The sequence below is a fragment of the Halobellus inordinatus genome (assembly GCF_024498335.1).
GTDB lineage: Archaea > Halobacteriota > Halobacteria > Halobacteriales > Haloferacaceae > Haloquadratum > Haloquadratum inordinatus.
Window position 1 is genome coordinate 2,142,771 of the sequence record NZ_CP101825.1, and the last position, 23,079, is coordinate 2,165,849.

At 65.7% G+C, this 23,079-nt stretch carries 23 protein-coding genes; 9 read left to right on the plus strand and 14 right to left on the minus strand.

Annotated features, from left to right (window positions below; genetic code table 11):
* Positions 1–3 precede the first annotated feature (3 nt).
* The 4 genes from NO362_RS10885 to NO362_RS10900 form a co-directional block, all read right to left on the minus strand.
* On the minus strand, positions 4–2,415 hold the full coding sequence (locus NO362_RS10885; RefSeq protein WP_256545264.1) for a DNA topoisomerase VI subunit B: 2,412 nt from the start codon (positions 2,413–2,415) through the stop codon (positions 4–6).
* A gap of 209 nt (positions 2,416–2,624) precedes the next feature.
* Positions 2,625–3,161, minus strand: coding sequence for a peptidylprolyl isomerase (locus NO362_RS10890; protein WP_256545265.1), 537 nt, complete (start codon positions 3,159–3,161; stop codon positions 2,625–2,627).
* 59 nt (positions 3,162–3,220) lie between these two features.
* Positions 3,221–3,619 (minus strand): nuclear transport factor 2 family protein, encoded by a 399-nt coding sequence (locus NO362_RS10895; protein WP_256545266.1) that lies wholly within the window; start codon positions 3,617–3,619, stop codon positions 3,221–3,223.
* A 93-nt stretch (positions 3,620–3,712) separates the two neighbouring features.
* Positions 3,713–4,786: an anthranilate phosphoribosyltransferase gene (locus NO362_RS10900; RefSeq protein WP_256545267.1), complete on the minus strand. Its 1,074-nt coding sequence runs from the start codon at positions 4,784–4,786 to the stop codon at positions 3,713–3,715.
* Positions 4,787–4,914: 128 nt separating this feature from the next.
* On the opposite strand from NO362_RS10900, the gene ahbB reads away from it, so the two are divergent.
* Positions 4,915–5,961, plus strand: coding sequence for a siroheme decarboxylase subunit beta (gene ahbB / locus NO362_RS10905; protein WP_256289886.1), 1,047 nt, complete (start codon positions 4,915–4,917; stop codon positions 5,959–5,961).
* A 74-nt stretch (positions 5,962–6,035) separates the two neighbouring features.
* Here the strand turns inward: ahbB and NO362_RS10910 are convergent, their stop codons facing one another.
* Together NO362_RS10910 and NO362_RS10915 are read right to left on the minus strand one after the other, a co-directional pair.
* Complete coding sequence (locus NO362_RS10910) at positions 6,036–6,815, minus strand: CehA/McbA family metallohydrolase (protein ID WP_256545269.1); 780 nt, start codon at positions 6,813–6,815, stop codon at positions 6,036–6,038.
* 80 nt (positions 6,816–6,895) lie between these two features.
* The gene (locus NO362_RS10915; RefSeq protein WP_256545272.1) at positions 6,896–7,981 is read right to left on the minus strand and encodes an NAD(P)/FAD-dependent oxidoreductase; all 1,086 of its coding nucleotides are present in this window, start codon (positions 7,979–7,981) and stop codon (positions 6,896–6,898) included.
* A 250-nt stretch (positions 7,982–8,231) separates the two neighbouring features.
* On the opposite strand from NO362_RS10915, the gene NO362_RS10920 reads away from it, so the two are divergent.
* The 4 genes from NO362_RS10920 to msrB all read left to right on the plus strand — a co-directional run bounded on the left by NO362_RS10920 (position 8,232) and on the right by msrB (position 10,600).
* On the plus strand, positions 8,232–8,882 hold the full coding sequence (locus NO362_RS10920) for an HAD family hydrolase (protein WP_256546634.1): 651 nt from the start codon (positions 8,232–8,234) through the stop codon (positions 8,880–8,882).
* 122 nt (positions 8,883–9,004) lie between these two features.
* Complete coding sequence (locus NO362_RS10925) at positions 9,005–9,709, plus strand: RAD55 family ATPase (protein ID WP_121570437.1); 705 nt, start codon at positions 9,005–9,007, stop codon at positions 9,707–9,709.
* 1 nt (position 9,710) lies between these two features.
* Positions 9,711–10,127 (plus strand): DUF8057 family protein, encoded by a 417-nt coding sequence (locus NO362_RS10930; protein ID WP_256545273.1) that lies wholly within the window; start codon positions 9,711–9,713, stop codon positions 10,125–10,127.
* 65 nt (positions 10,128–10,192) lie between these two features.
* Positions 10,193–10,600 carry a peptide-methionine (R)-S-oxide reductase MsrB gene (msrB, locus tag NO362_RS10935; protein ID WP_256545274.1) on the plus strand — a complete coding sequence of 136 codons (408 nt, stop codon included), beginning with the start codon at positions 10,193–10,195 and terminating at the stop codon, positions 10,598–10,600.
* 98 nt (positions 10,601–10,698) lie between these two features.
* Here the strand turns inward: msrB and NO362_RS10940 are convergent, their stop codons facing one another.
* Positions 10,699–11,133 carry a universal stress protein gene (locus NO362_RS10940; RefSeq protein WP_256289894.1) on the minus strand — a complete coding sequence of 145 codons (435 nt, stop codon included), beginning with the start codon at positions 11,131–11,133 and terminating at the stop codon, positions 10,699–10,701.
* Between the two features lie 179 nt (positions 11,134–11,312).
* Between NO362_RS10940 and NO362_RS10945 the strand changes: the two genes are divergently transcribed.
* Positions 11,313–12,896, plus strand: coding sequence for a spermidine synthase (locus tag NO362_RS10945; protein WP_256545275.1), 1,584 nt, complete (start codon positions 11,313–11,315; stop codon positions 12,894–12,896).
* Between the two features lie 90 nt (positions 12,897–12,986).
* Here the strand turns inward: NO362_RS10945 and NO362_RS10950 are convergent, their stop codons facing one another.
* The 6 genes from NO362_RS10950 to NO362_RS10975 form a co-directional block, all read right to left on the minus strand.
* Positions 12,987–13,742: a hypothetical protein gene (locus NO362_RS10950; RefSeq protein WP_256545276.1), complete on the minus strand. Its 756-nt coding sequence runs from the start codon at positions 13,740–13,742 to the stop codon at positions 12,987–12,989.
* 215 nt (positions 13,743–13,957) lie between these two features.
* Complete coding sequence (locus tag NO362_RS10955; protein WP_049987241.1) at positions 13,958–14,152, minus strand: cold-shock protein; 195 nt, start codon at positions 14,150–14,152, stop codon at positions 13,958–13,960.
* A 233-nt stretch (positions 14,153–14,385) separates the two neighbouring features.
* On the minus strand, positions 14,386–15,039 hold the full coding sequence (locus NO362_RS10960) for a potassium channel family protein (protein WP_256289897.1): 654 nt from the start codon (positions 15,037–15,039) through the stop codon (positions 14,386–14,388).
* Positions 15,040–15,041: 2 nt separating this feature from the next.
* Positions 15,042–16,496: an APC family permease gene (locus NO362_RS10965; protein ID WP_256545278.1), complete on the minus strand. Its 1,455-nt coding sequence runs from the start codon at positions 16,494–16,496 to the stop codon at positions 15,042–15,044.
* 251 nt (positions 16,497–16,747) lie between these two features.
* Positions 16,748–17,578, minus strand: a complete 831-nt coding sequence (locus NO362_RS10970) for a ZIP family metal transporter (RefSeq protein WP_256545279.1) — start codon at positions 17,576–17,578, stop codon at positions 16,748–16,750.
* Between the two features lie 126 nt (positions 17,579–17,704).
* Entirely contained in the window at positions 17,705–18,448 is a 744-nt protein-coding gene (locus NO362_RS10975) for an SDR family NAD(P)-dependent oxidoreductase (RefSeq protein ID WP_256545280.1), read from the minus strand.
* A gap of 136 nt (positions 18,449–18,584) precedes the next feature.
* Between NO362_RS10975 and crtID the strand changes: the two genes are divergently transcribed.
* From crtID to cruF, 3 genes are read left to right on the plus strand one after another with little or no spacing between them, the layout of a single operon-like run.
* Positions 18,585–20,087, plus strand: coding sequence for a bifunctional phytoene desaturase/3,4-desaturase (gene crtID / locus NO362_RS10980; RefSeq protein ID WP_256545281.1), 1,503 nt, complete (start codon positions 18,585–18,587; stop codon positions 20,085–20,087).
* 2 nt (positions 20,088–20,089) lie between these two features.
* Complete coding sequence (locus NO362_RS10985; protein WP_256545282.1) at positions 20,090–20,926, plus strand: prenyltransferase; 837 nt, start codon at positions 20,090–20,092, stop codon at positions 20,924–20,926.
* Entirely contained in the window at positions 20,919–21,857 is a 939-nt protein-coding gene (cruF, locus tag NO362_RS10990; RefSeq protein ID WP_256545283.1) for a bisanhydrobacterioruberin hydratase, read from the plus strand. Before NO362_RS10985 ends, cruF begins: the two co-directional genes overlap by 8 nt.
* A gap of 107 nt (positions 21,858–21,964) precedes the next feature.
* On the opposite strand, the gene NO362_RS10995 is transcribed toward cruF, so the two are convergent.
* On the minus strand, positions 21,965–22,999 hold the full coding sequence (locus tag NO362_RS10995; RefSeq protein WP_256545284.1) for a phytoene/squalene synthase family protein: 1,035 nt from the start codon (positions 22,997–22,999) through the stop codon (positions 21,965–21,967).
* Positions 23,000–23,079: the final 80 nt, after the last annotated feature.

Below are 23,079 nucleotides of genomic sequence, written 5' to 3' on the forward strand. Positions count from 1 at the left end.
AGCTTAGGCGTTGATCGTCAGTTTCTCGTTCTCGACGCCGTCGACGTCGACGTCGAACGACGCGTCTCCCGAAACCGTGTATGTCAGTTCGACCGACTCGCCCGCCGGCACCGATGGCTCCCAGGAGACGAACCACTCGCCGTCGAGGTCGACGACGCTGGCGTCCTCGGGGAGGTCCGACGGCTCCGCGGAAAGGATGTCGGTGATCTCCGGTTCTTCGGTCCGGTCGGAGTGGTTCTCGACGACGAGCGTGACGGTGTCGCCGTCGACCTCGCGCTCGACGCTCACGTTGTTCATAATCCGGGCGAGCGCGCCGTCGATGTTCGGCCGCGGCCGGCCCGTGACCTCCGAGAGCTTGTCGGCCATCTCGGGCAGAATCCGTCCGAGAACGTCCTGTTTCTTCCGGCGTTTCTGCATCGAGCGCCGCTTGTTGAGGTAGGATTTGAGGTCGCGGGCGGCCTCTCTGATGGCGAGTTCGATCTCGTCTTCGATCTCGGGGATGTTCGCGATGGCGTCTTTCGACTCACTCGTGAACGGCACGTTCGTCGAAGCGACGTGGATCATAATCACCGCCGGGCCGTTCGGCATCCCGGAGCCGCCGGGCTGGTCGAGTCCGTAGTTGCGCCAGCCGATGGTCTTCACTACGTCGGTCGTCGCACACGCCCCGCGCTGGTAGACCAGCGGGACGCGGTTCGCGAAGCGGAGCAGGTCGACCGTTCCGTCCTGGAGCTCTCCGCCGTAGGCGATGCCGGCTTCGACGATGAAGGGGTCGCCGCCGTGGACCTCTGCATCGCGGGTCGCCGCCGCGTAGAAGTCGGCGTCGAACTCCTTTTTCAGGCCCGCCTCGACGAGTTCGGCCGTGATCGGCGAGAGGCAGTTCGTCGGCGGTGCGAGGATGTCGGTCTCACGCATCGCCTCCAACAACTCGGAGGCGACGTCGCGGTCGTCGGCGATCGCTCGCACTTTCGGAACCTCGTCGGGGACGGTACGCATCGCGGTCCAGACGACATCGACGACGTTCTCGCGGGCGGTGTCGCCGAACGAGACGTCCTCGGAGACCAGCCGATCCGCCGAGCGGTCGACGTAGTCGCGGAGTTCTGCGTACGTGGCGCGGTGGCGGGGGTCGCCGCCACTGTCGAATTTGTCGGCCAGCCGATCGGCCAGCCCGGAGACGGTCGCGTCGTCTTTCCGGGTGCTCGTGGCGTCGTCGACGAGCGGATAGAGGTCGGCTTCGAGGTCCGAGGTGAGGACGTCCCACGCGGCCTCGACGGCGTTCTCTCGGACTGTGCTCCCGAACGTCGCCCCGAACTCCTCACCGACGTCGTCGGCGACGGTGTCGACGATGTCCGTGAGCTCTGCGTGCGTCGTCCGCTCGCGCGAGGTGAGCGTGTCGGCGACGCGTGCGGCGAACGTCGCGGTCGCCTCCGCGCCCTTGTTGGCGACGGCGTCGTCGATCGCGTCTTCGAGCGACGTCTCGGGGTCCCGCGGCGCGGCCCAGCCCATCTCGCGACCGAAGTGCCGATCCCGGAAGTTGTTCAGCACTTTTTCGGCCGTCTTCGCACCGACACGGGTGAACTCCTCCTGTAGGAAGCCCGACACCGAGTACGACTCGGTCGCGCCGAGCATCTTGATCAGCGTCCCGAGTTCGACGCCGTGGGGGTGCGGACGGATCTCCTCCGTCTCGGCCGGCAGATCCGCGCCCTCGACGCGCTCGTAGTGCCGCGGTTCGTCCAGTCCGGGCTCGTTGAGGACGAGCCGCGCGTGGGGGTTGACGACGGCCGTGTGCTTCACGTAGTCGTGGAGCTGCTGGCGCGCCCGCATATTCGCCTCCATCTCCATCTCGATGCGCGTGCCGTGCGTCGGTGAGAGGTCAGACTCGCCCGGTGCGCGTTCCTCGTCGACCTGGATCTCGGGCTCGTTGGTGTCGGTGTCGATGATGAGCTCGAAGTACTGGGCGGTTTCGGAGCGCTGGGTGCGAGAGGTGATCTTCGCCGGCTTCCCGGAGGTCAACTGCGAGTACAGCACCGCCGCGGAGATTCCGATTCCCTGCTGTCCGCGTGACTGTTCGCGGGCGTGGAAGCGCGACCCGTAGAGCAGTTTCCCGAAGACTTTCGGGATCTGTTCGCGCGTGATACCCGGTCCGTTGTCCTCGACGATCAGAGTGTAGTAGTCGCCGGATTCGCGGATTTCGATCGAGATGTCGGGCTTGATGCCGGCTTCCTCGGTGGCGTCGAGGGCGTTGTCGACCGCCTCCTTGACGGCGGTGACGAGCCCTCTCGCGCCCGAGTCGAAGCCGAGCATATGTTTGTTCTTCTCGAAGAACTCGGCGATCGAGATCGCGCGCTGGCCTTCCGCCAGCTCCTCGGCGATCCCGCCTCCTTCCTCCTCGCCGAGCGTCGACTGAAACGAGGTCATTCTGTGGACTGTCGTACCCAACGAACGGTTAAGAAGGGTTCGGCAGCGGGGTGAAAGTGAAACGGTCGAGATACTGCCGCGAGCGCGGTCGCACACGCGGAAAATCGGGGAACGACCCCGTTGGGACGGACCGCCGGCTCAGGAGTGGCCACCGCGCACGCGGCCGAAAGAAGAAATGTATCGTAAGGAGCGGACCGGAGCAGATCGGATTACTCGACGTCGATCGATTCGATTTCGATGTCTTTGACGGGCTTGTCGTTGCTATCGGTCGGGACGTTACCGATCTCCTCGACGACGTCCATTCCCTCGACGACGTGGCCGAAGACCGCGTGGCGGCCGTCGAGATGCGGCTGGGCGTCGAGCGTGATGAAGAACTGCGAGCCGTTCGTGTTCGGGCCGCGGTTGGCCATCGAGAGGACGCCCGCGCCGTCGTGGTTCAGGTCCTCGTGGAACTCGTCGTCGAAGGTGTAGCCGGGGCCGCCGCGGCCCGTTCCTTCGGGGTCGCCGCCCTGGATCATGAAGCCGTCGATGATCCGATGGAAGATCGTTCCCTCGTAGAGGGAGTCCGTGCGAGTCTCGCCCGTCTCGGGGTCGCTCCACTCCTTCTCGCCGGTCGCGAGACCGAGGAAGTTCTCGACCGTACGGGGCGCGCGCTGCTCGAACAGTTCGAGCGTGATGTCGCCCGTCGTTGTGTGCAGCGTCACGACCGGGTTCTCGGGGTTCTCCAGTTCGGAGTCGTCGACCATACCCACGAGAGGAGCGACTGATACAAAACGGTGTCCTCTCAGTCTGATCCGGGAAGACGTCACTCCGCGAGCGGCCCGCCGGGGACCGCGCTCACGTGCATCCCGACGAACAGCCACTCGTTCCCCTCCCGTTCGAGCGTCCCGCTCCACCGACTGTCGAAGTCGTACTCGCGGTCCGCCGCGACGTCGTGCCACGCCATCCGCACGTCGTCGGAGAACCACGCGTGATCGTCGCGTTCGACGACCCGGAGGTTCCGGCTCTCGGCGGTCCAGTCTGCGGTCGTCGCCGTCTGCTCGCGAAGTCCCGCTTCGATTTCCTCGTATCCGGTCAACCGCTCGGTAATCCCGAACTTCACGACGTCGGGGCAGTCTGCGAAGAATGGGTACAGCGGCTCTCCGTTCCGCAGGGCCTCGTAGTACTCGCGGATGCGTGCCTCGGCAGTCGTCTCGGCGGCCATATCGGAAACAACGCGCGTGCGAGAAAAACACCTGTCGGCGGTCGAGAAGTGAACTGCCGACTGTCGAAAGGGGAACCGACGCCCAAACTGCGCTCAGAACGCGCGGAGATCTTCGAGGACGGCTTCCGCCGCGCCCGAGTCGATGCTCTCGCGGGCCATCTCCAGGCCCTCATCGAGCGTCTCGGCGTCTTCGCGGGCGTAGATTCGGAACGCGGCGTTGAGCGCGACGGCGTCCGCGAAGTGGTCCTCGCGCTCGCCCGCGAGGATCTCCTCGGTCAACCGAGCAGAGTCGCCGGCGACGTCGTCGGGGTCGACTTCGAGGTCCTCGTACTCGAAGTCCATCCCGTACTTCGGCGTCTCGATCTCGTAGTCGCGGAACTCGCCGTCGGTCCACTCGCCGACCTTCGTGTAACCCGGCCGGATGTCGTCGTAGCCCTCCATCCCCTGGAACATCACGACGCGGTGGGGGCTCTGAGACTCCATCTGCTCGAAGGTGTCCGTGATCTTCTTCGCGAACGCGAGGTGGTAGAACGAGCCGAGGTGGACGTCGGTCTTCGCGGGGTTCGCGATCGTCTCGACGGTGTTGACGAACGTGCGGACGCCCATCTGGTCGCGGCGCTCCCACAGCGCGTGGACGCGCGGGGCGAACTCGGGCTGGTAGTAGAAACCGAAGCCGGTCTCGTCGACCATCTCGGCGCTCTCGTTGGGAACGAGTTCGGTACGGACGCCGAGTTCGTCGAGGACGTGCTTGTAGGCGTCCTGCTTCTGTGTCGGCACCCGGTCGCCCGAGTGGGCGACGACGGGCGTGCCCGCGCCGGCGGCGACGATGCCAGCGGCGGCACCGAGGATGGCGGTGTCGCCCTTGCCGTCGTAGTTCGCGCCGCAGTCGACCGGGTCGGCGTCGGGTTCGGCGTAGACGACGTCCGCCGCGATTACGTCCGCGTAGGCGGCGAGTTCCTCCGCGTTGTTGTGCTTCCAGCGGTTCGCGAGCCAGAACGCGCCGAGCGTCGTGTGGTCGGGTTCGCCGGCGAGGATCCGCTGCATCGCCTCGGTCGCCTGCTCGCGCGTCATATCCTCGGCGGATTTGACGCCCGTGCCGACGACTTCGGTCATCAGTCGTTTCAACGGCCACTCCCCGAATTCGGCGGTTTCCGACGCTTTTGCCATACGTTCCCGTTGGAATGCGAGCATCAAAAGTGGACCGTTCGGTTCTCACGCAGCGGGTGCGAGCGGTCAGTGCGACCCACCCGACGGAGGCCGAAATTGGTACGTTCGTGCGGGCCGAAGCGTCCCCAATGAGCGCACTGGAAGACGACTGGCGCGCCGACCTCGACGACGTGGACGCCGCGCTCGTCGACGAGTACCAGAGCGGCTTTCCCGTCGTCGAGCGGCCGTTCCGCGTCGTCGGCGACGCACTCGGTATCGGCGAGACCGAGGCCCTCGATCGGGTCCGAGACCTCCGCGAGCGAGGCATCTTTCGGCGGTTCGGAGCCGTTCTGAACCCCCCCGTCATCGGCAGTTCGACGCTTGCAGCCGTCTCCGCACCCGAGGACAGGTTCGACGAGGTCGCCGAGGTGATCAACGGCTACCGGCAGGTGAATCACAACTACCGCCGCGAGCACGAGTGGAATATGTGGTTCGTCGTCACCGCCGCCTCCCGAGAGAAGCGCGACGCGATCTTAGAGGAGATCGAAGAGCGGACGGGCTGTGCGGTGCTGAACCTCCCGATGCTCACGGACTACTACATCGACCTGGAGTTCCCCGTCGTCAACGACGACGCCTTCGCCCGCGAGAGCGTTGCATCGACGGACGCGTCGGCGACGCGGATCTCCGAGGAGGCCGTCGGCGGACTCTCGAAACTGGAGGCGGACCTCCTAGTCGAGATTCAGGACGGCTTTCCGCTCTCGGCGACACCGTACCGCGACGTCGCAGACGCCATCGACGCCGACGTCGACGCGGTCGTCGAGGCGATCGAGCGGCTGCTGGAGGACGGGTGTATCAAACGGATCGGCTGCGTCGTCAACCACGTCGTCACCGGCTTCGATTCGAACTGTATGGTCGTCTGGAACGTCCCCGACGACGAACTCGACGAGCGGGGCGAGGCCGTCGGCGAACTCCCGTTCGTCACGCTCTGTTATCACCGCCCGCGACGCCCCGAACAGGACTGGGAGTACAACCTCTTCACGATGATCCACGGCCGGGAAGGCGACGTCGTCGACGCGAAGATCGACGAACTCGCGAGCGAGCACCTCCCGTTCGAGCACGAGCGTCTCTACTCGACGGAGACGCTGAAACAGACCGGCGCGCGCTACGACGAACTCGTGAGCGCCGACGACGAGTAGCGGCTGTCGCCCGGGGAAAAGCGCAGCGAGAAGGCTAGGTTGCAGCCCGGATCGACTAGCCCACTGTCAGTCGCCTACCGCGAGAGCGGCGAGACGCGGTAGAGCATCCGCGCGGCCCCGAGCACGCCCGTCTTCGCGAGCGATCCGCTCCGGTAGGCACCATACTTGGCGTAGAAACTGCTCTTTCGAACGCCGGCCCCGGCGTAGTGGCGCGCGGAGGTCGGCATCGGCGTCCGCCGGCCCTCGACGCCGGTTGCGCCGTCGCGGATCGCATCGAGTACGACGTCAGTCGTCAGTTCCGCGCGGTCGACATCTTCGAGTTCGATTTCGGTGTACGCGCGGCCGACGTACCCGACCTTGTGCGCGTCGCTGCCGGCGACGCCCGGATAGCCGTACGCGTCCGCGTAGCGGCGTGCACGCCGGTTCTTCCACCCGGTGAACGCCCAGGAGTTGAACACCTCGATGGCGTCGGGGTCGACGCCGCGGAGCCGCCGCTTCCGGACGCCGTGCCGACTCCGCTGGAAGGGGTGCGGGACGATCGCGACCCCGTCTCGCTCGCGGACCCACGCCACTGTCTCGGCCATCGGCGCGCGGCGCGGCGGCATCTCCTCGACGCCGAGCGCGAGCAGGTGGCCGTCCGCGGTCGACACTTCGACACCGGGGATCCCGACGAGCCCGTACATCGGCGCGAGTTCCGCCGCGCGTACGGATTCGTGGATGACGTCGTGGTCGGTAACGACGACGGCGTCGAGACCGATCTCGGCTGCCTGTTCTAACAGCAGCTCTGATGGATCTGCCCCGTCGTACGAGGCTTCCGAGTGGACGTGCGGGTCGATTCTGACGGTGAGCGACACAGGTGCCTGTTCGCTCCCCCCGCAGTAAAGCCTGTCTGCACGCGAGCAGTAAGCCGAGCGTGTGATTCGGATGGGTCCGCTTACGGTGTGTCTGACCCGATTCGCTCGCCCACGTCGTAGCCGTTCCAGAGCGCCCGTGGAACGCGGCCCTCGCCGGCGACCCAGTCTCCAGCGACGTAGAGTCCGGCGTCTTCGGTGAGACGAACGGCGTCGGCGTCGAGACTCGCGTCCGGAAGCGCGTAGCGCCACCCCTGGTCGTCGACCCAGTCGGGGTCGGCGTAGCGATCGTCGTCGAGCAGCGTCGCGACGCGGTCTGCGACCCCCGGTTCGACGTCCGAGAGCGGATCGTCGTAGTGGGTGGTCGACCACTCGGGCCCCATCTGGACGATCAGCAGGCTCTCCCCGTCGGGGACGTGGCCTTCCTTGCACTCCTCGCGCGACAGCCAGCCGATCGCGTGTTCCTTGTCGGGGTTCACCAGCCCGTACCACGGGTAGGAGTCACGAAACGGATAGTGAAAGACGAGCGTTCGAACCGTCCGGTAGGGGACGGCGCTGACGGCATCGACGAGCGAATCGAGCCGGTCGTCGTCCCAGTCGGTCGCGCGCAGCAGGTCGGCGGTCTGTGGGGCCGGTGGTGTCAGGAGGAGCGCATCGAACGGGCCGTACCGGTCGCCGTCGGTGTCGGTGAGCGTCCAGCTCGCGGCATCGTCGTCAACGCGCTTGCCCTCCTCGCGAGCGACCTCGGCGGTCCGGGTCCGCCGGTGGACGGTCGCGTCGGTCGCCGCGAGCAGGCGCTTCGCCAACTGCGTGATCCCCTCGGTCCACGTCCACTTCGTCGACTCCCGGTCGCCCGCAGTAATCTCGCCCGCGGCATCGAACGTCCAGACCGGCTCGTCGATCTCGACGAGGCCCTCTGTCCCGAGTTCCGGGAGTAACGCGGCGGTCCGTTCGTCGGCTTCCGTGACGTAGTTCGCGCCGTGATCGTACCGACAGCCGTTCTTGCGGCGGGTCGCCGCCCGCCCGCAGACGCCGCCGCTCTTCTCGACGATGGTCACGTCGACATCGGCGTCGCGGAGGGCGTACGCCGCGCCAGCGCCCGCTGCGCCCGCACCGACGATACCGAGTCGCGTGGGCGAATCGGCCGAAGAATCCACTCGATCAGTCACAGTGGCTCCACGGAGGGAACGGGCTTTACCGTTCGGGCCGACCCGAGCCACTGGTGATCGAGAGCGGTCCGTAACTACTTGACTGCGGCCGCCCCCGATGATCGTATGGAGTACGACGCGATCATCTTCGACAACGACGGCGTCCTATAGTAGCGTTTGCAAGTCTTCACGCACCGAATCGCACGCAGTCGTGCGATTGGCTGTGTAATCAGTTGCAAACGCTACGATAGTCGAACCCGTCACTCTCGATCTGCTCACTGCGGCGGCGCGCGACGCATTCGCGGCCGTCGGCGTCGAGGATCCCGACCCCGAACACGTAGATGCGATCTCCTACGGCGTCTCCCCGGAAACCGTAGAGACGGTGTGTCGGGCCTACGATCTCGATCCCGACGGCTTCTGGACGGCGCGCGACCGGACGGCGAGCGAGGCGCAGATCCAGTCGATGCGGCGCGGCGAGAAAGACACCTACGCCGACGTCGATGCGCTCGCGGCGATCGACACCCCGCGCGGGATCGTGAGCACGAACCAGCAGGCCACGATCGACTCGATCCTCGAGTATCACGACCTCGGAGCGCTGTTCGAGACGGCATACGGCCGCGAACCGACGGTCGAGAGCCTCCGTCGCAAGAAGCCCGCGCCGTACTATCTGGAGCGCGCGCTCGACGACCTCGACGCCGAGGCAGCGCTGTTTATCGGCGACAGCGAGAGCGACCTCGAAGCGGCGCACCGGGCGGGCGTCGATTCGGCGTTCATTCGCCGTGAACACCGCGCGGAGACGCTCCTCGGGACGGAACCGACGTACGAACTCGACTCGCTGTGGGATCTTCACGACGTCGGCGGCGTGCCGCTCGCGCCGGACGGACCGGCGAGAGGAGGACTCTCAGTCGACGAGGACGCGTGACCCCGGCCGACCGGCGGTAGGAGGCGGTTACAGCAGCGGAAACGGGCGATTGCGACGACCAGGATTATACGCTCTGAAAATCGCCCCGGAACCGTTATACGGGAGTCCATAGAGGCCAACATATGCGGATACCGAGTGGGGTCAGCGGCTTCGATCACCTGATTCAGGGCGGGTTTCTCCCGGGCCGGTTGTACGTCCTCTCCGGACCACCGGGAAGTGGCAAGACGACGTTCACCGCCCAGTTCGTCGCCGAGGGGCTGAGAAACGGGGAGAACAGTCTGTACGTCACGATGCACGAGTCCCGCGAGGAACTCGTCGACGATATGTCGAACTTCGAGTTCGGCTTCGAGACGCTCACGGCCTCCGAGCAGTTCCGGTTCGTCAATATGGCGAGCAAGCAGGGCAAGCGGCTCCTCAATCAGTTCTCTCAGAGCGGGAATCCTTCGAGCGTCCAGAGCCTGACGGACAAGATCGTCGCCTTCGTCAACTCCCGGGACGTCGACCGACTCGTCATCGACTCGACGATGCTCTTAGAGCTCTTCTTCGCCGACGGCGACGAGGAGATGACGCGCTTTCTGACGGCACTCAAAGACTGTGAAGCGACGACGCTTCTCATCTCCGAGATGACCGACCCGAGCGCGTACTCCGACGAACACTACCTCGCGCACGGCGTCATCTTCTTCCACAACTACCTCGAAGCGACAGGAATGACACGGGGAATCCAGGTGGTAAAGATGCGCGGTACAGACATCGACTGCGACATCCGATCGCTGCGGTTCACCGACGAGGGGATCGTGGTCGACCCCACGAAACGAGTGGACTTTTGAGATGTACGAACGCGCCTTCGACACCGACTGGGAGACGCTCTCGGGAGAGGGGGCCATCCGTCGAACGTACGCACTCGGCATCGCCGCGGAACTCGGCTACCGGAACGCCGAGGAGCGCGAGCGGATCCGGGCGCTCGCGTCGAACGCCTACGAGCGGAGCGTCCTCGATCTGGCCTTCGAGGAAGGAAAACGCCAGGTGCAGGACGTCCGCCCACACCACGAGTCCGACGAGGACACCTGGGAGGCGCTCATCGAGAGCGCGGAGTCGCCGTCGCCGCCGCCGGAGTCGCTGACGGTCGAGGACCGCCCGGCGGAGATTCCCGACGCGGTCGATCGGCCGCCCCTGCTCGACGGCTTCGACGCGGGCGATCTCGAACGGCTCAAATTCCCCTCGCTTCTCCGACGCGACGAGGAGTGATCGCGGGGAAGGCCGCCGGGCGTCCACGGGGCGAAGTTCTTGACGCTCGGGTCCCAACCGTTGGTATGGCGAACGACGCAACCGACGACCTCCCGGAATCGGACGCCGAGTGGCGCGACCGTCTCACGGACGAAGAGTACGAGATTCTGCGCGAGCGCGGGACCGAACCGAAATTCAGCGGCGAGTATCTCGACCGCGACGACGACGGGACGTACCGCTGTGCTGGCTGTGGCGCCGCCCTCTTCGATAGCGAGACCAAGTATCACTCCGGCTCTGGCTGGCCGGCGTTCTTCGAAGCCGCCGAGGGCGCGATCGAGACGCGAACGGACACGCGACACGGGATGCGTCGCGTCGAGGTGCTGTGTCGCAACTGCGGCGGCCACCTGGGGCACGTCTTCGAGGACGGCCCGGAGCCGACCGGCAAGCGTTACTGCATCAACTCGGCCGCACTCGATTTCGACCCCGAGGAGTAACCCGCGGCGCGAGGGTCCATACTGTCGGACAGCAGTGCGTGAATGATATTGGCACCTACGGGATGCCGATACGCTTCACAGAGTTCTGTCCGACAGTATCACTCGTCGGCGGCGAGGTTCGTCGTCAGGACGGGGACCGCCGACCGCGCGACGACATTCTGGGAGACGCTTCCCATCAGATTGTTCGTGTAGTCGCCGCGGCGGGTGCCCATCGTGATGAGATCCGCGTCGACTTCGTCGGCGTACGCCAGAATCTCGTCGGCGGGGTCGCCCTGCCGGATCGCGGTCGTGACCTCGATCCCCGCCTCGTGGAGCCGGGTCGCCGCGCGGTCGGTCGCCGCCTCGCCTTCGCCTTCTAACTCCACGAGCACGTCGGTCTTCATATCGTCTTGGAGCGTCAGGAACGCGCGGTCGTCGATGACGTAGAGAATGTACACCTCGGCGTCGCGTCGCCCGGCGATGTCGGCTGCGGTCTCGACGACCGCGTCCATCGACTCAGTCCCGTCCGTCGGCAGCAAGATTCGCTCGAACATATGGCTCTATCGGAGGTATCATCTGCGGCACCCTATATCCTCCTTTCTCGTTCCGCACGAACCGGAACTATTGTGGGGTTCGGGCTGCCGTTGCCCCGGTGCGCTCGGGGCGGCCCGAGTGAGCCCCGAGACGGGAACAGCCGCGGCGTTGAAGGCGCCCCCGTCCATTCATAGAGGTGATGGAATCGCGGTTATACCCAGAGCGACTGCCGACGCGGCCCGAAACGGCCGTCTTCGTCTCCGGCGTGACGAGTATGGGGCTGGAGATTCTGGCGGGGCGGATCCTCGCGCCCGAGTTCGGCAACAGCATCTACACCTGGGGTGGGATCATCGGCGTCTTCCTCGCGGCGCTCAGTCTGGGCTACCACCGCGGCGGGAAGCGCGCGGCGACGAACGCCTCTCACTCGCGGCTGGTCGCCGTCTTCCTCGTGACGGCACTCTACGTCGCCGGCGTGGTCTTGCTCGGCGACCTCGTCGTCCGGTCCACCGGCGTCCTCCCGCTTCCCAGCGAGTTCGCGTCGCTCCCGGCGATCACGCTCCTCTTCGGACCGCCGACGTATCTCTTGGGATACGTGAGCCCCTACGCCGCGGAACTGGCAGGCGGCGACGTCGGCGCGACCGCGGGCCACGTCTACGCCGTCGGTACCGTCGGGAGCATCGTCGGCGCGTTCGCGACGACGTATCTCCTCGTGCCGCTGCTCTCGGTGCCGCAGATCGGCCTCGTGTTGGGACTCTCGGCCGTCGTCGCCGCGGTCGTCGTCGCCGCGCCCGGACTCACTGGCACGTCCGGCCTCCGCGTCGGGGTCGTCGCGCTCGCACTCGTCGCGGCGGCCGCGACCGGTGGCGTCGGTCCGAGCGTCGCCGGCGACGCCGTCTACAGCACCCAGACCCCCTATCAGGAACTCCGCGTCGTCGACCGCGGCGACACGCGGACGCTCTATCTCGACGGCCAACCCCACAGCGCGATGGACCTCGACGACCCGACGCGACACGTCTTCGATTACACCCGGTACTTCCACGCGCCGCTTTTGCTCACCGACGACGTTGACCGCGTGCTGTTCGTCGGCGGCGGCGGGTTCACGGGCCCGCGGATCTTTCACGAGACGTATCCGAACGTGACCGTCGATGTCGTCGAACTGGATCCTGCCGTCGTCGACGCCGCCGATCGGTACTTCGGCATCCCCGACTCGCCGCGGATGAACGTCCACACCGGCGGTGGCCGGCAGTTCCTCGAAGAAACGAACCGCACCTACGACCTGATCGTCCTCGACGCCTACCGGAAGGACTCGGTGCCGTTTCAACTGACGACGGTCGAGTTTATGCGCCTCGCGTCGGACCGACTCGACGAGGACGGCGTCCTCCTCGCGAACCTCATCTCCGCGCCCAGCGGTCCGGCCTCAGAGTTCTACCGCGCTGAGTACAAGACGATGCAGCAAGTCTTCCCGCACGTCTACAGTTTCCCGACCGCGGGCGGTCCGGTCGTCCAGAACATCGAGATGGTGGCGACCAAGTCGGACTCACTCGTCACGCGCGAGGAGCTCCAGGCACGGAACGAGCGCCGTGACATCGGCGTCGATCTCGCGCCCGAACTCGCCTCCTACCGGCGGGACGAACCGACCGACGACGTGCCCGTGCTCAGAGACGACCGAGCCCCGGTCGACAGCCTGCTCGACGGGATGGTCGGACAGCGCTACGTGCGCGTTCGCGCGAACGCGTCGGAAAATACGTCGGACACGACGCCGCCTGCGGCCGCGGCGGACTGATAGGGATTATCGTAACCGTTCGGAGATTCTCGCCGTATCGTCCGGCGAGAAATCTATGGAGACTTACGATAGTCCCTATGACCGCCCGAATCAGAACCCGAATCCGCCCCAGCGGATGTACACCATCACGGCGACGATGCTGAGTTGGAGAACACCCTGAATCCCGGCCAGCTTCGCGTTCCGCATTCCGATGGCGCCGATGAGGTCGGCGTTCGGATTTTCGGAGGTCATCTCTAAGTACATCCGCGCTTCACCGGGGAGGATCACGCCGAACCCGAGGATCGTGAGCACGCTGACGATGGCCAGCGCGGCCAGAATCGCCGTACTCGGCATCGCGAACGTCCCGAGGTTCGCTACCAGGGAGGCGGCGCCGCCGCCGACGATGACGACGAAGAGCGCCAGCCAGCGCCAGTCGGTGAAGGCGTCAAACTGAGAGCCGATGGCCAACAGCGCCGGCCCCATCGCGGCGATAGAGAAGATGCCGCCCCACGCGGCGAGACCGGGGAGCAGTCCCATCTCGCCCGCCAGAACCATCCCGCCGACGATCGTCGTGAACGCGAGCGTCGGCATCAGGAACGTCATCTTCGGCGTGAATCGCTGGAAGACCGCCGCCCGGGTGTCGATGTCGAGACCCCCCAAAACGGGACCGAGGATCATCGCCATAAACAGGTCGATGCCCGTCCAGAGCACGCCCGCCATCACGTGAACGTACGTCAACTGCTGTGTCGTTCCGAACAGTACCGCCGCGACGAAGACCGCGAGCGGGACGACGACGGCCCCCGCCCCGAAGACCGGGTTCGCTCGGTTGGCCATCCCCTGAATCGTGTTTGAGACACTTACGCTCATCGTCGGCACCGACTGGTTAGAACGCCAATATACTATCGGTTGTCGTGACTACTTGCCGTCATTTCTGTGAGGCGTCGGTCTCGACTGCCGAGCCAGCGGCTCGAACGTCTTTCAGTCGGTCACTCCAGCACTGGAGCTATCGGGTGTAGTTCTTCGGAAAATCGCGGATCGTGCGTCGCCCTCGTTACCGCTGGACGGCGACAGCTAGAACCGGATTAGACGCGGACGACGTTCGTCGCGCGGGGGCCCTTGGGGGCCTGTTCGATCTCGAATTCGATTTCCGTACCTTCGGTGAGATCCTCGCCGCCGACGTCTTCCATGTGGAAGAACACGTCCTCGTCAGCGTCCTCTGTCTCGATGAAACCGTAACCGCCCGTGTCGTTGAAGAAGTCAACCGTACCGTTTGCCATTGCAAATAGACGAATGGCCGGTATACGGATAACACTTCTGTATTCGTTTTCAAAATTCCGGGGGCAATTATACGAATATCTGATTAGTACAGAATTTGGTTAGCAACCGAGTGTACAGTCAGTTCCCGGGCAGATACAGACACAGTCCGTCGGATCCCACGCGGGATCCGATCGATCACCCAATTTTGCCCGAATCTGCGAGTCCTGACTGCGGCCCGCAGAGACTCCCGCCGCTATCCGCGCAGGAGATTCATCACTTCGTCGACGACGTCGGGTTCGACGGCGACGACGTAGCGCTTGCCGGGTTCAAGCGTCGTGTCCGGGCGGGCGATGCGCTCACCTTCGTCGCCGGAGACCACGAGCGTCCCCGCGGGGAAGCGGACTTCGGACAACGTCTTGCCGGCGGCCGGCGCGCCCTCCTCGACGCGGATCTGCATCACGTCGAGCGAGCCAGTCACGTCGGCGAGCGTCTGCACGTCGCTCCCGATGATCTCGTTGGCGGCCGTCCGCGCGCCGGCGTGTTCGGGGAAGACGACGGCGTCGACGAACTGCAGGTAGGCCTCGCCCGAGGCGTCCTCGATGCGCGTCACTGTTCGGACCTCTGGTGCGAGCTCTTGGGCCACCATACAGATGGCGAGGTTGAGTCCCGAGTCGCCGGTGAGTGCGGCGATGGCGTCGGCCTCCGAAAGGTCCGCCTGCGCGAGGATGTCGGGATCGGTCGCATCGCCTCGAATGACCGTCGCCACCCACTCGTCGGCGATGGCGTCGACGACAGTCTGGTCCGGTTCGATGATCGATACGTCGTGATCGCGGTTAGCGAGCAACTTTGCGGTCTGGAACCCGACGCGCCCGCCGCCCGCGATGACGATGTTACGTTTGCTTGTCATAGTTAGTCGTCCTCCGTAGTCGGCTCCGCAATCGGCGATCGCTCGGCGTCAGCCTCCTGACGCGCTCGATACCACTTGAGTCCGTAGTACGCGATAGCGCCGAGCACGATCCAGCCCACGCTGAGAAGCAGCGCGAGCGGATCGGTCCGGACGAGATAAACCACCAGAACCCCGGTCAGGATCAGATTCAATCCGATCCCCAACAGTGGCGGGATCGGGTAGTAGGGGAGTTCGTAGGGGCGATTCATATCGGGGCGTTCCCGTCGTAGTTTGATCACGGCCCCGTTGACGACGACGAACGAGAGCAGGAAGAACAGACTAGACATATTGCCGGCGCTCTTGGTCGGCAGCGCGACGGACGCGAGCATCACCACCGCACTCGCGACGATGGCGACGAACGGCGTCCCGTACCGGTGGTGCAACTGTCCGAAGGACGGCAGCAGTTGCCCCTCGCGACCCATCGAGAACGCGACTCGCGAGGAGGCGATCACGACCGCGTTCAGCGCCGTCAGCGTCGAGAACACGGCCCCGAAGACGATGATCGCGCCGCCGTTTTTGATGATCGGCAGGCCGGTCGGCATAAACTCCGTCGCCGCTGCGGCGATGCCTGCCTCGCCGGCTTCAGCGAGCCCTTGCGCACCGAGCGTTCCGATCGCGACCGCGACCACGGCCATATAGACTAGCACGGTCGCGGCCAGGCTGAGGAAGATCGCTTTGGGGATGTTCTCTCTGGGGTTTTTGACTTCCTCGGTGACGGTCGTGATGAGGTCGTACCCCTCGAAGGCGATGAACGTCAGCCCCATCGCCGGCAGGATGGCGAACGCGCCCCCAGCCTCCGGAAAGAGCGGCTGAAACTCCGCTCCCGAAAACATCGGCGAGGTCGCGCCGAACGCGACGAAGACGACGAGTATCGTGACCTTCGTCGCGGTGAAGATCGTCTCGACGCTCCCGCTGGCGGCCGTCGAGACGGCGTTAAGCACTACGAACAGGACGACTGCCGTGAACGCCAGCACGAAGCCGATCGGGAGAGCCATATCGATGACTGGGAGGGCGAGTGCCCCGACCTCACCCGGCGGCGGGACGATACCGTACACGTGCAGCAGTTCCAGGAAGTTGGGCGCGAACCCGAGCGCGTACAGGGCGCCCGCGATCATATACGCGAACCAGAGCATCCACCCCATCAGGAACGACGGGAGCGATTTGAACGTCTCCTTGACGAACGCGTAGCCGCCGCCGCTCTTCGGGATCGCACTCGCCAGTTCGGCGTACGAGAGTCCCGTGAATGCCGTGACGACGCCGTTGAGGATGAAGACGAGGAGTGCGGCCGGTCCCGCGATTTCGGCTGCCAGCCCGGTCAGGACGAAGATGCCTGCGCCGATCATCGCACCCATCCCGATCATCGTGGCGTCGAGCAGACCGAGTTGGGCCTCGGGTGACCGCTCTTTGTGACTACTCATTGCCTCGTCGTCTGCGTCCGTTCGGTCGCCACCGCTGCGTCGGCGGGGGTCGATTCGATCCTGCGCGCAACTGACGTCGTCGCGGGTCGCCGCCCGAACGGCCCTGCCGACGCCCGGCGGCGATCGGCACCCGCGTCGTCTCGGTACGCATACGCTCACAACAATTGCAAGCGTCCGGTTTTTAAGTACCGGTGCGGATGGCTGGCGGGACGGCCCGACGCGCGAGCCGAATCAGCAGGAAAGCGCGACGCTCAGGCGATCACGAGCCACGCGAGAAGCACGGCGAGACCGCCGAGCGACGTGGAGGCGACCGCGTGGATTCGGAGGCGGTCCAGGAGCGCGTGTGCGTCGCCCGTGACCGACAGCAGGTCGTGGATCTCGCTGCCGATCTCACACCGCGGGAGGAAGTCCATCGCGACGTGGAGGAAGACGCCGGCGGCGAATCCGAAGACGAGGCCGCGGATCGCACCGGCGGCGGGAAGCGCGATCATCGAGGAGGCGATACCGGCGATACCGACGCCCGTCGCGGGAAGCAGCAACACCGAGGCGTCGCGGTCGGCGCTCACGAGCCGTCTGGCGGCCGCGTAGCCGGCAGGCCCCTTGTGCGAGACGATCGACAGGCCGAGCAGCGGGCCGAGTTCCGGCATATTTCCGTAGATGATCCCGATGATCGCGCCGGCCGAGAAGGCGTGGGCGGTCAGTTCTGCGACGGTCCGGTCCATCGGGAGATCCATATGCGCCAGTCGGTGCCCGATCGTGTGCGACCCGAACCCGGCCAGCAGGCCGAACGCGACGCCGAAACCACCCCACTGTGGGTGTTGTCCGATCGCCTGCGGCACCAGGAACACTGCGGCGCTCGTCACCATCGCGCCCGCGGCGAGCCCGTAGCCCCACACGAGCACGCCCGCACTGCCGTCTTTCGTCCGCACGCCCAGCGGTGCCGCAAGCGCCATCGCGAAGAACGCGACCCAGGAGATGCCGACGAGCTTTCCGCTCCCCGTCGTGCCGACCGCGACAGCCAGTACAGACAGCGCGGCGAGCACGAGCGTCGCCAGAAGCCCCACCCGAGAGAATCGTCCCATAATATGAATCCGACCGTTTTGGTTAATAACACTCACGTTGATAACATAGAAAACGTATTTAATAAAATGGGACTGGGTGTACGGTTCGACTCGCAGAATCGGTGACTGGCGATCGAGCGCAGAACGCTATCGCGAGCGAGTTGCCCGCATCCAGGTCTTCAGATCGACGCGCTCGCCGTCGATCTCCGCCGGCGTCGCCTCGGTCGCGGCCCAGACGAACATCTGGGCGACCTCGGTGGGGTCACGGCCACCCGGCGCGCTCAGGTCGGTGTCGACGAGGCCGGGGTCGACGATCGTCGCGGTCTGCTCGACGTCGACGGCCAACTGCCGGACTAACGACTCGACTGCGCCCTTGGAGACGGCATACGCACCCATTCCGGGGTCGTAGTCGACGGCGATAGCCCCCGACGGGACGAGGAACCGCCCCTCGCTCGACATTTGATCGAGCGCTTCCTTCGCCGTGGCGAAGACGCCGCGGAGATTCGTTCGGATGGTGTCGTCGAAGCGGTCGTACGGCTCCTCGTGGATCGGTGCCTCGCCGGACGCGGCGTGTTTGACGCCCGCGTTGGCGACGACCACGTCGATGCCGTCTCGTCCGCCGGTGTCGTCCGCGACGTCGACGAGGTGTGCGATGTCGGACTCCTCGCGAACGTCGGCACGGACGCCTTCGACGGTGGCGGTACTGGCCGACCCGTTCTCGCTGGCCGTACTGGCCGCCTCTCTCGCGTCGGCGATAGCGTCGTCGAGCGCGTCGGCGTCGCGCGCACACCCGACGACCGCCGCTCCCTCCGCGGCGAACGCCGCGAGCAACGCGCGTCCGATGCCGCGACTGGCACCGGTGACGAGAACTGTCGCGTCGGTGAGGTCCATATATCGATGTGGCGCCGATCGCAGGTAAAGATACTCGCCGCTTGGCGACGGTCTCGCCACGCGACCCGCGACAAACGCGCGACGACGGCGTCACACGGTCATTCGATTTATACTTTCCACGCTCTAAGTCGACCCTATGGACTCCCTCTCGGAGCTCCGCTCACTCGACGGCGCGGACGTCGTCGTCGTCGGGGGCGGATTTGGCGGCCTCTCGACCGCTTGCTATCTGGCCGGTGCCGGTGCCGACGTGACGCTACTGGAGAAGAACGGGCAACTCGGTGGCCGCGCGAGCCGCCTGGAAGTCGACGGCTTTCGCTTCGATATGGGGCCGTCGTGGTATCTGATGCCGGACGTGTTCGAGCGCTTCTTCGAGCACTTCGATCACGAGCCCGCCGATTACTACGATCTCACGCGGCTCGACCCGCACTACCGGATCTTCTTCAAAGACGGCGACCGCGTCGATATGGTGCCGGACCTCGAACAGAACCGACAGACGTTCGAGTCCTACGAACCCGGCGCGGGCGACCGCTTCGACGAGTACCTCCAGAAGTCGAAGAAGAACTACGAGGTCGGGATGGAGCACTTCGTCTACGAGGATCGCTCCTCGCTCCGGGACTTCATCGACTGGAACGTCTTCAAGAATGCCCGCGGCCTCTCGCTCATCGGCTCGATGCAGGATCACGTCGAGAAGTACTTCGATCACCCCAAACTCCAGCAGATTATGCAGTACACGCTGGTGTTCCTCGGCGGCGCGCCGAACAACACGCCGGCGCTCTACAATCTGATGAGCCACGTCGATTTCAATATGGGCGTCTACTACCCCGAGAACGGACTCGGGGGCGTCGTCGACGGTATCGTCGCGCTCGGCGAGGAACTCGGCGTCGACTTCCACACCGACAGCCCGGTCGCAGAGATCCGTGGCCGCGAGGGCGCGTTCGTCACCCGGACCGAGGACGGCCGGGAGTTCTACGCCGACTACGTCGTCAGCGACGCCGACTACCGGCACACCGAGATGGAGCTTCTCCCGCCGGAAAAACGGCAGTACGACGAGGACTACTGGGAGTCGCGGACGTACGCCCCCTCGGCGTTCCTGCTCTATCTCGGCGTCGAGGGCGACGTCGACCCGCTCGAACACCACACGCTCGTGCTCCCGACCGACTGGGACGAGCACTTCGAGCGCATCTTCGACGACCCGGCGTGGCCCGAAGACCCCGCCTATTACCTCTGTGTCCCCTCCGAGACCGACGACACCGTCGCGCCCGAGGGACACTCGAACCTGTTCGCACTCGTCCCGATCGCCGCGGGACTCGAAGACACCCCCGAGATGCGCGCGGAGTTCCGCGATCTCGTGTTGGACGACATCGAGGCAAACACCGGCGTCGCCCTCCGAGACCGGATCGTCTTCGAGAAGTCCTTCTGTGTGAACGACTTCACGAACCGCTACAACAGCACGAAAGGAACCGCCCTCGGCCTCGCTCACACGCTTCGGCAGACCGCGCTGTTCCGCCCGCCGCACCACTCCGAGGCGGTCGACGGGCTCTTCTTCACGGGATCGTTCACGACGCCCGGCATCGGCGTGCCGATGTGTCTAATCAGCGGCGAGCTCACAGCCGAGGCGATGGCCGAACGGGCGGGCTGAGGATGTCTGGCCGCCTGCGGTATCTGCTGACGCTGTCGCGTCCGCGCTTTTGGTTCTACCTCGCCGGCCCCGTCGTCGTCGGCGTCGCGTTCGGAGCCGACACGACTGGCGACCTGTTCACGGCGGTGAGCGTCGGCCTCTTCGCGTACTTCCTGCTCCCGGCGAACGTCTTCCTCTACGGCGTCAACGACGTCTTCGACGTCGACGTCGACGTCGCGAACCCGAAGAAGGACGAGCGGGAGGCCCGGTGGAGCGGCGACTCGGCCGTCGCAGCTGTCATCGCGCTCTCGACGCTTCTGGGGGCGGTGACGTTCCTCCTCACGTCCCCGCGGGCGTGGCCGTATCTCGCCGGGTTCTTCCTCCTCGGCTTTCAGTACTCCGCGCCGCCGCTGCGATTCAAGACGACGCCGTTTCTCGATTCGGTCTCGAACGGTCTGTACGTCCTTCCGGGTGCGGCCGCGTACGCCGCTGTCGCGGGCGCACATCCGCCGCTCGCCGCGGTCGCGGGCGCGTGGCTCTGGGCGATGGGGATGCACACCTTCTCGGCCATCCCCGACATCGACCCCGACAGGGAGGCCGGGATCCGGACGACGGCGACGTTTCTCGGCGAGCGGCGCACCTTCGCGTACTGCCTCTGCTGTTGGCTCGCCGCGGCGGTCGTCTTCGGCCTCGTCGACGTCCGGATCGGCCTCTTGCTCGGGGCGTACCCCCTCTTGATCCTCGCAGTCTACCGGTCTGACGTCGACGTCGACCGCGCGTACTGGTGGTATCCGATGCTCAACACGGCCGTCGGGACGCTGCTGACGCTCGGGGCGCTCTGGAGGCTCGTCAATGCCTGATCCGGACGCTCGCTCGTCGCTCGCGACGCTCACGGAGCAACTGCCGCAGACGCGTGCGGAGTGGGAGTCGCGGCTGGAGCGTCTCGTGCGCGAGAACCGCTTTACGATCTCGGTGTTCTTCCCGCTGAACGGGATCGTGCTCCTCCTCGCGAGCGCCGAGGGACTCCTGCCCGCGCCGCTGGCGTTCAACGGGCTGTTGATCTTCATCGGCACGGCCGTGATGCGCTCGCCGCTCGTCGTCGGCGTCCTCTCGATCACTGACCGTCGGGCGGCCGTCGGCGTCGGCGCGCTGACGCTGTACGCCTACGTCATCGAGTTCGTTGGGGTCCAGACCGGCCTCCCCTACGGCGAGTTCTTCTACGGCGTCGACCTCGGGCCGGTCGTCGCGGGCGTGCCCCTCGGCCTGCCCATCTTCTTCATCCCGCTTGTGATGAACTCGTATCTCCTCTGTCTCCTCTTGCTGGGCGACCGCGCCGCCCACGCGGCGACGCGTCTCCTCGCCGTGATCGCGGCCGTCCTCACGATGGATCTCGTCCTCGATCCTGGCGCTGTCGCGCTCGGTTTCTGGGTGTACCCGAACGGCGGGGCGTTCTACGGCGTCCCGCTGTCGAACTACGCCGGGTGGGTCCTCTCGGCGACAGTCGCTGTCGTCGCGCTCGACTGGGGGTACGACCGTCACGCGCTGCGCGCGCGACTGGAAGACTGCGAATTTCTGCTCGACGACCTCGTCTCCTTTGTCATCCTCTGGGGCGGCATCAACGCGTGGTTCGGGAACTGGATCCCGGTCGCGCTGGCGGCGCTGTTCGGACTCGGCCTCCTCCGGGCCGACCGGTTCGACGTGCCGACCCGCGGTCTGCCGTGGATCCAGAGTCAGACGTCGACGCGGAGCCAGGAGTCGACGCAAAAACAGGAGTCGACGTCGAAGCGCTGATAGGGATTATCGTAACTGTTCGGAGATTCTCACCGTACCGTCCGGCGAGACATCTATGCGGACGTACGATAATCCCAATGAGAACGAATCGGACGGACTGAACGCCCCTATTCGCTCCGCGTGAAACTGCGGAGCCATCCCGAGACTCGCCCGCCCGTCCATCTTGACGCACCCGAACCGGTCGTCCGGCCCGGCGACGGCCCCGAATGGCCCGAATCCCGCGTCGTCTCGCTCTCGTCGGGGTACGGCACGACGCTGACGCGGCGGAACACCGCGACCGGGTCGCGTTCGAGCGCCCAGTACAGGCGCGTCTTCGCCAGTAAGTACAGCTTTCTGGACGTCGACAGCGACGGCGTCGTCGAGAGGACGTCGCAGTCGCGAGTGCGAATCTCGTGGTGGTGGTCGGCGTAGAGGACCGCGGCCAGGAGGACGGCGAACTGGCAGTCCTCGGGGAGATACTTGATCCCCTCGACGCCCTCGCGGTAGAGGGCTTCCGCTCGCTGTAGTTCTTCGCGCATCGCGGCCTGGAAGTTCTCGTCGAACTCGAAGTTCAGTATCTGTTCTTCGGTGACGCCGTGTTTTCGGAGCGTCTCCTGGGGAAGGTAGATCCGGTCGCGCTCGACGACGTCCTCGCGGACGTCGCGGAGGAAGTTCGACAACTGGAACGCCTCACCGAGCGCCGTGGCGTGCGGGAGGGCCTGCTCGGCCTGCGGCGTCTCCATAATCTGGGTCATCATCCGACCGACGGCGGCCGCAGAGCCGTCCATGTACGCCTCCAGTTCCTCGTACGTCTCGTAGCGGTCGGTGTCGATGTCCGAGAGCATCGCGTCGATGAAGACGTCGACGTCGGACGCGGGGATGTTGTGTGTCTCGCGGAGTTCTGCGAACGCGGTCAACACGGGGTCGTCTGCGTCCTCCTCTCCGAGCGCCTGCCGCCGCAACTCTTCGAGTCGCCGTCGCTGCTCCTCCGGCGGAGCGGTGTCGACGGCGTCGACGACTTCGTCTGCGACCCGGAAGAACGCGTACAACACGTACGTCTCGTGTCGGACGCGCTCGGGGAGGACCCGAGTCGCGAGGTGGAAGGTCTTCCCGGTTCGCCGCTGGATTTCCTTGCTCTGTCGGATCTGTTCTTGTTTGACCATCGTTAGGTACCACGTTTCAGGGCGTCCCGTCGTCGTGCCGTCCGACCACGCATCTGTCGTTCATATTACGGACTGGCTTC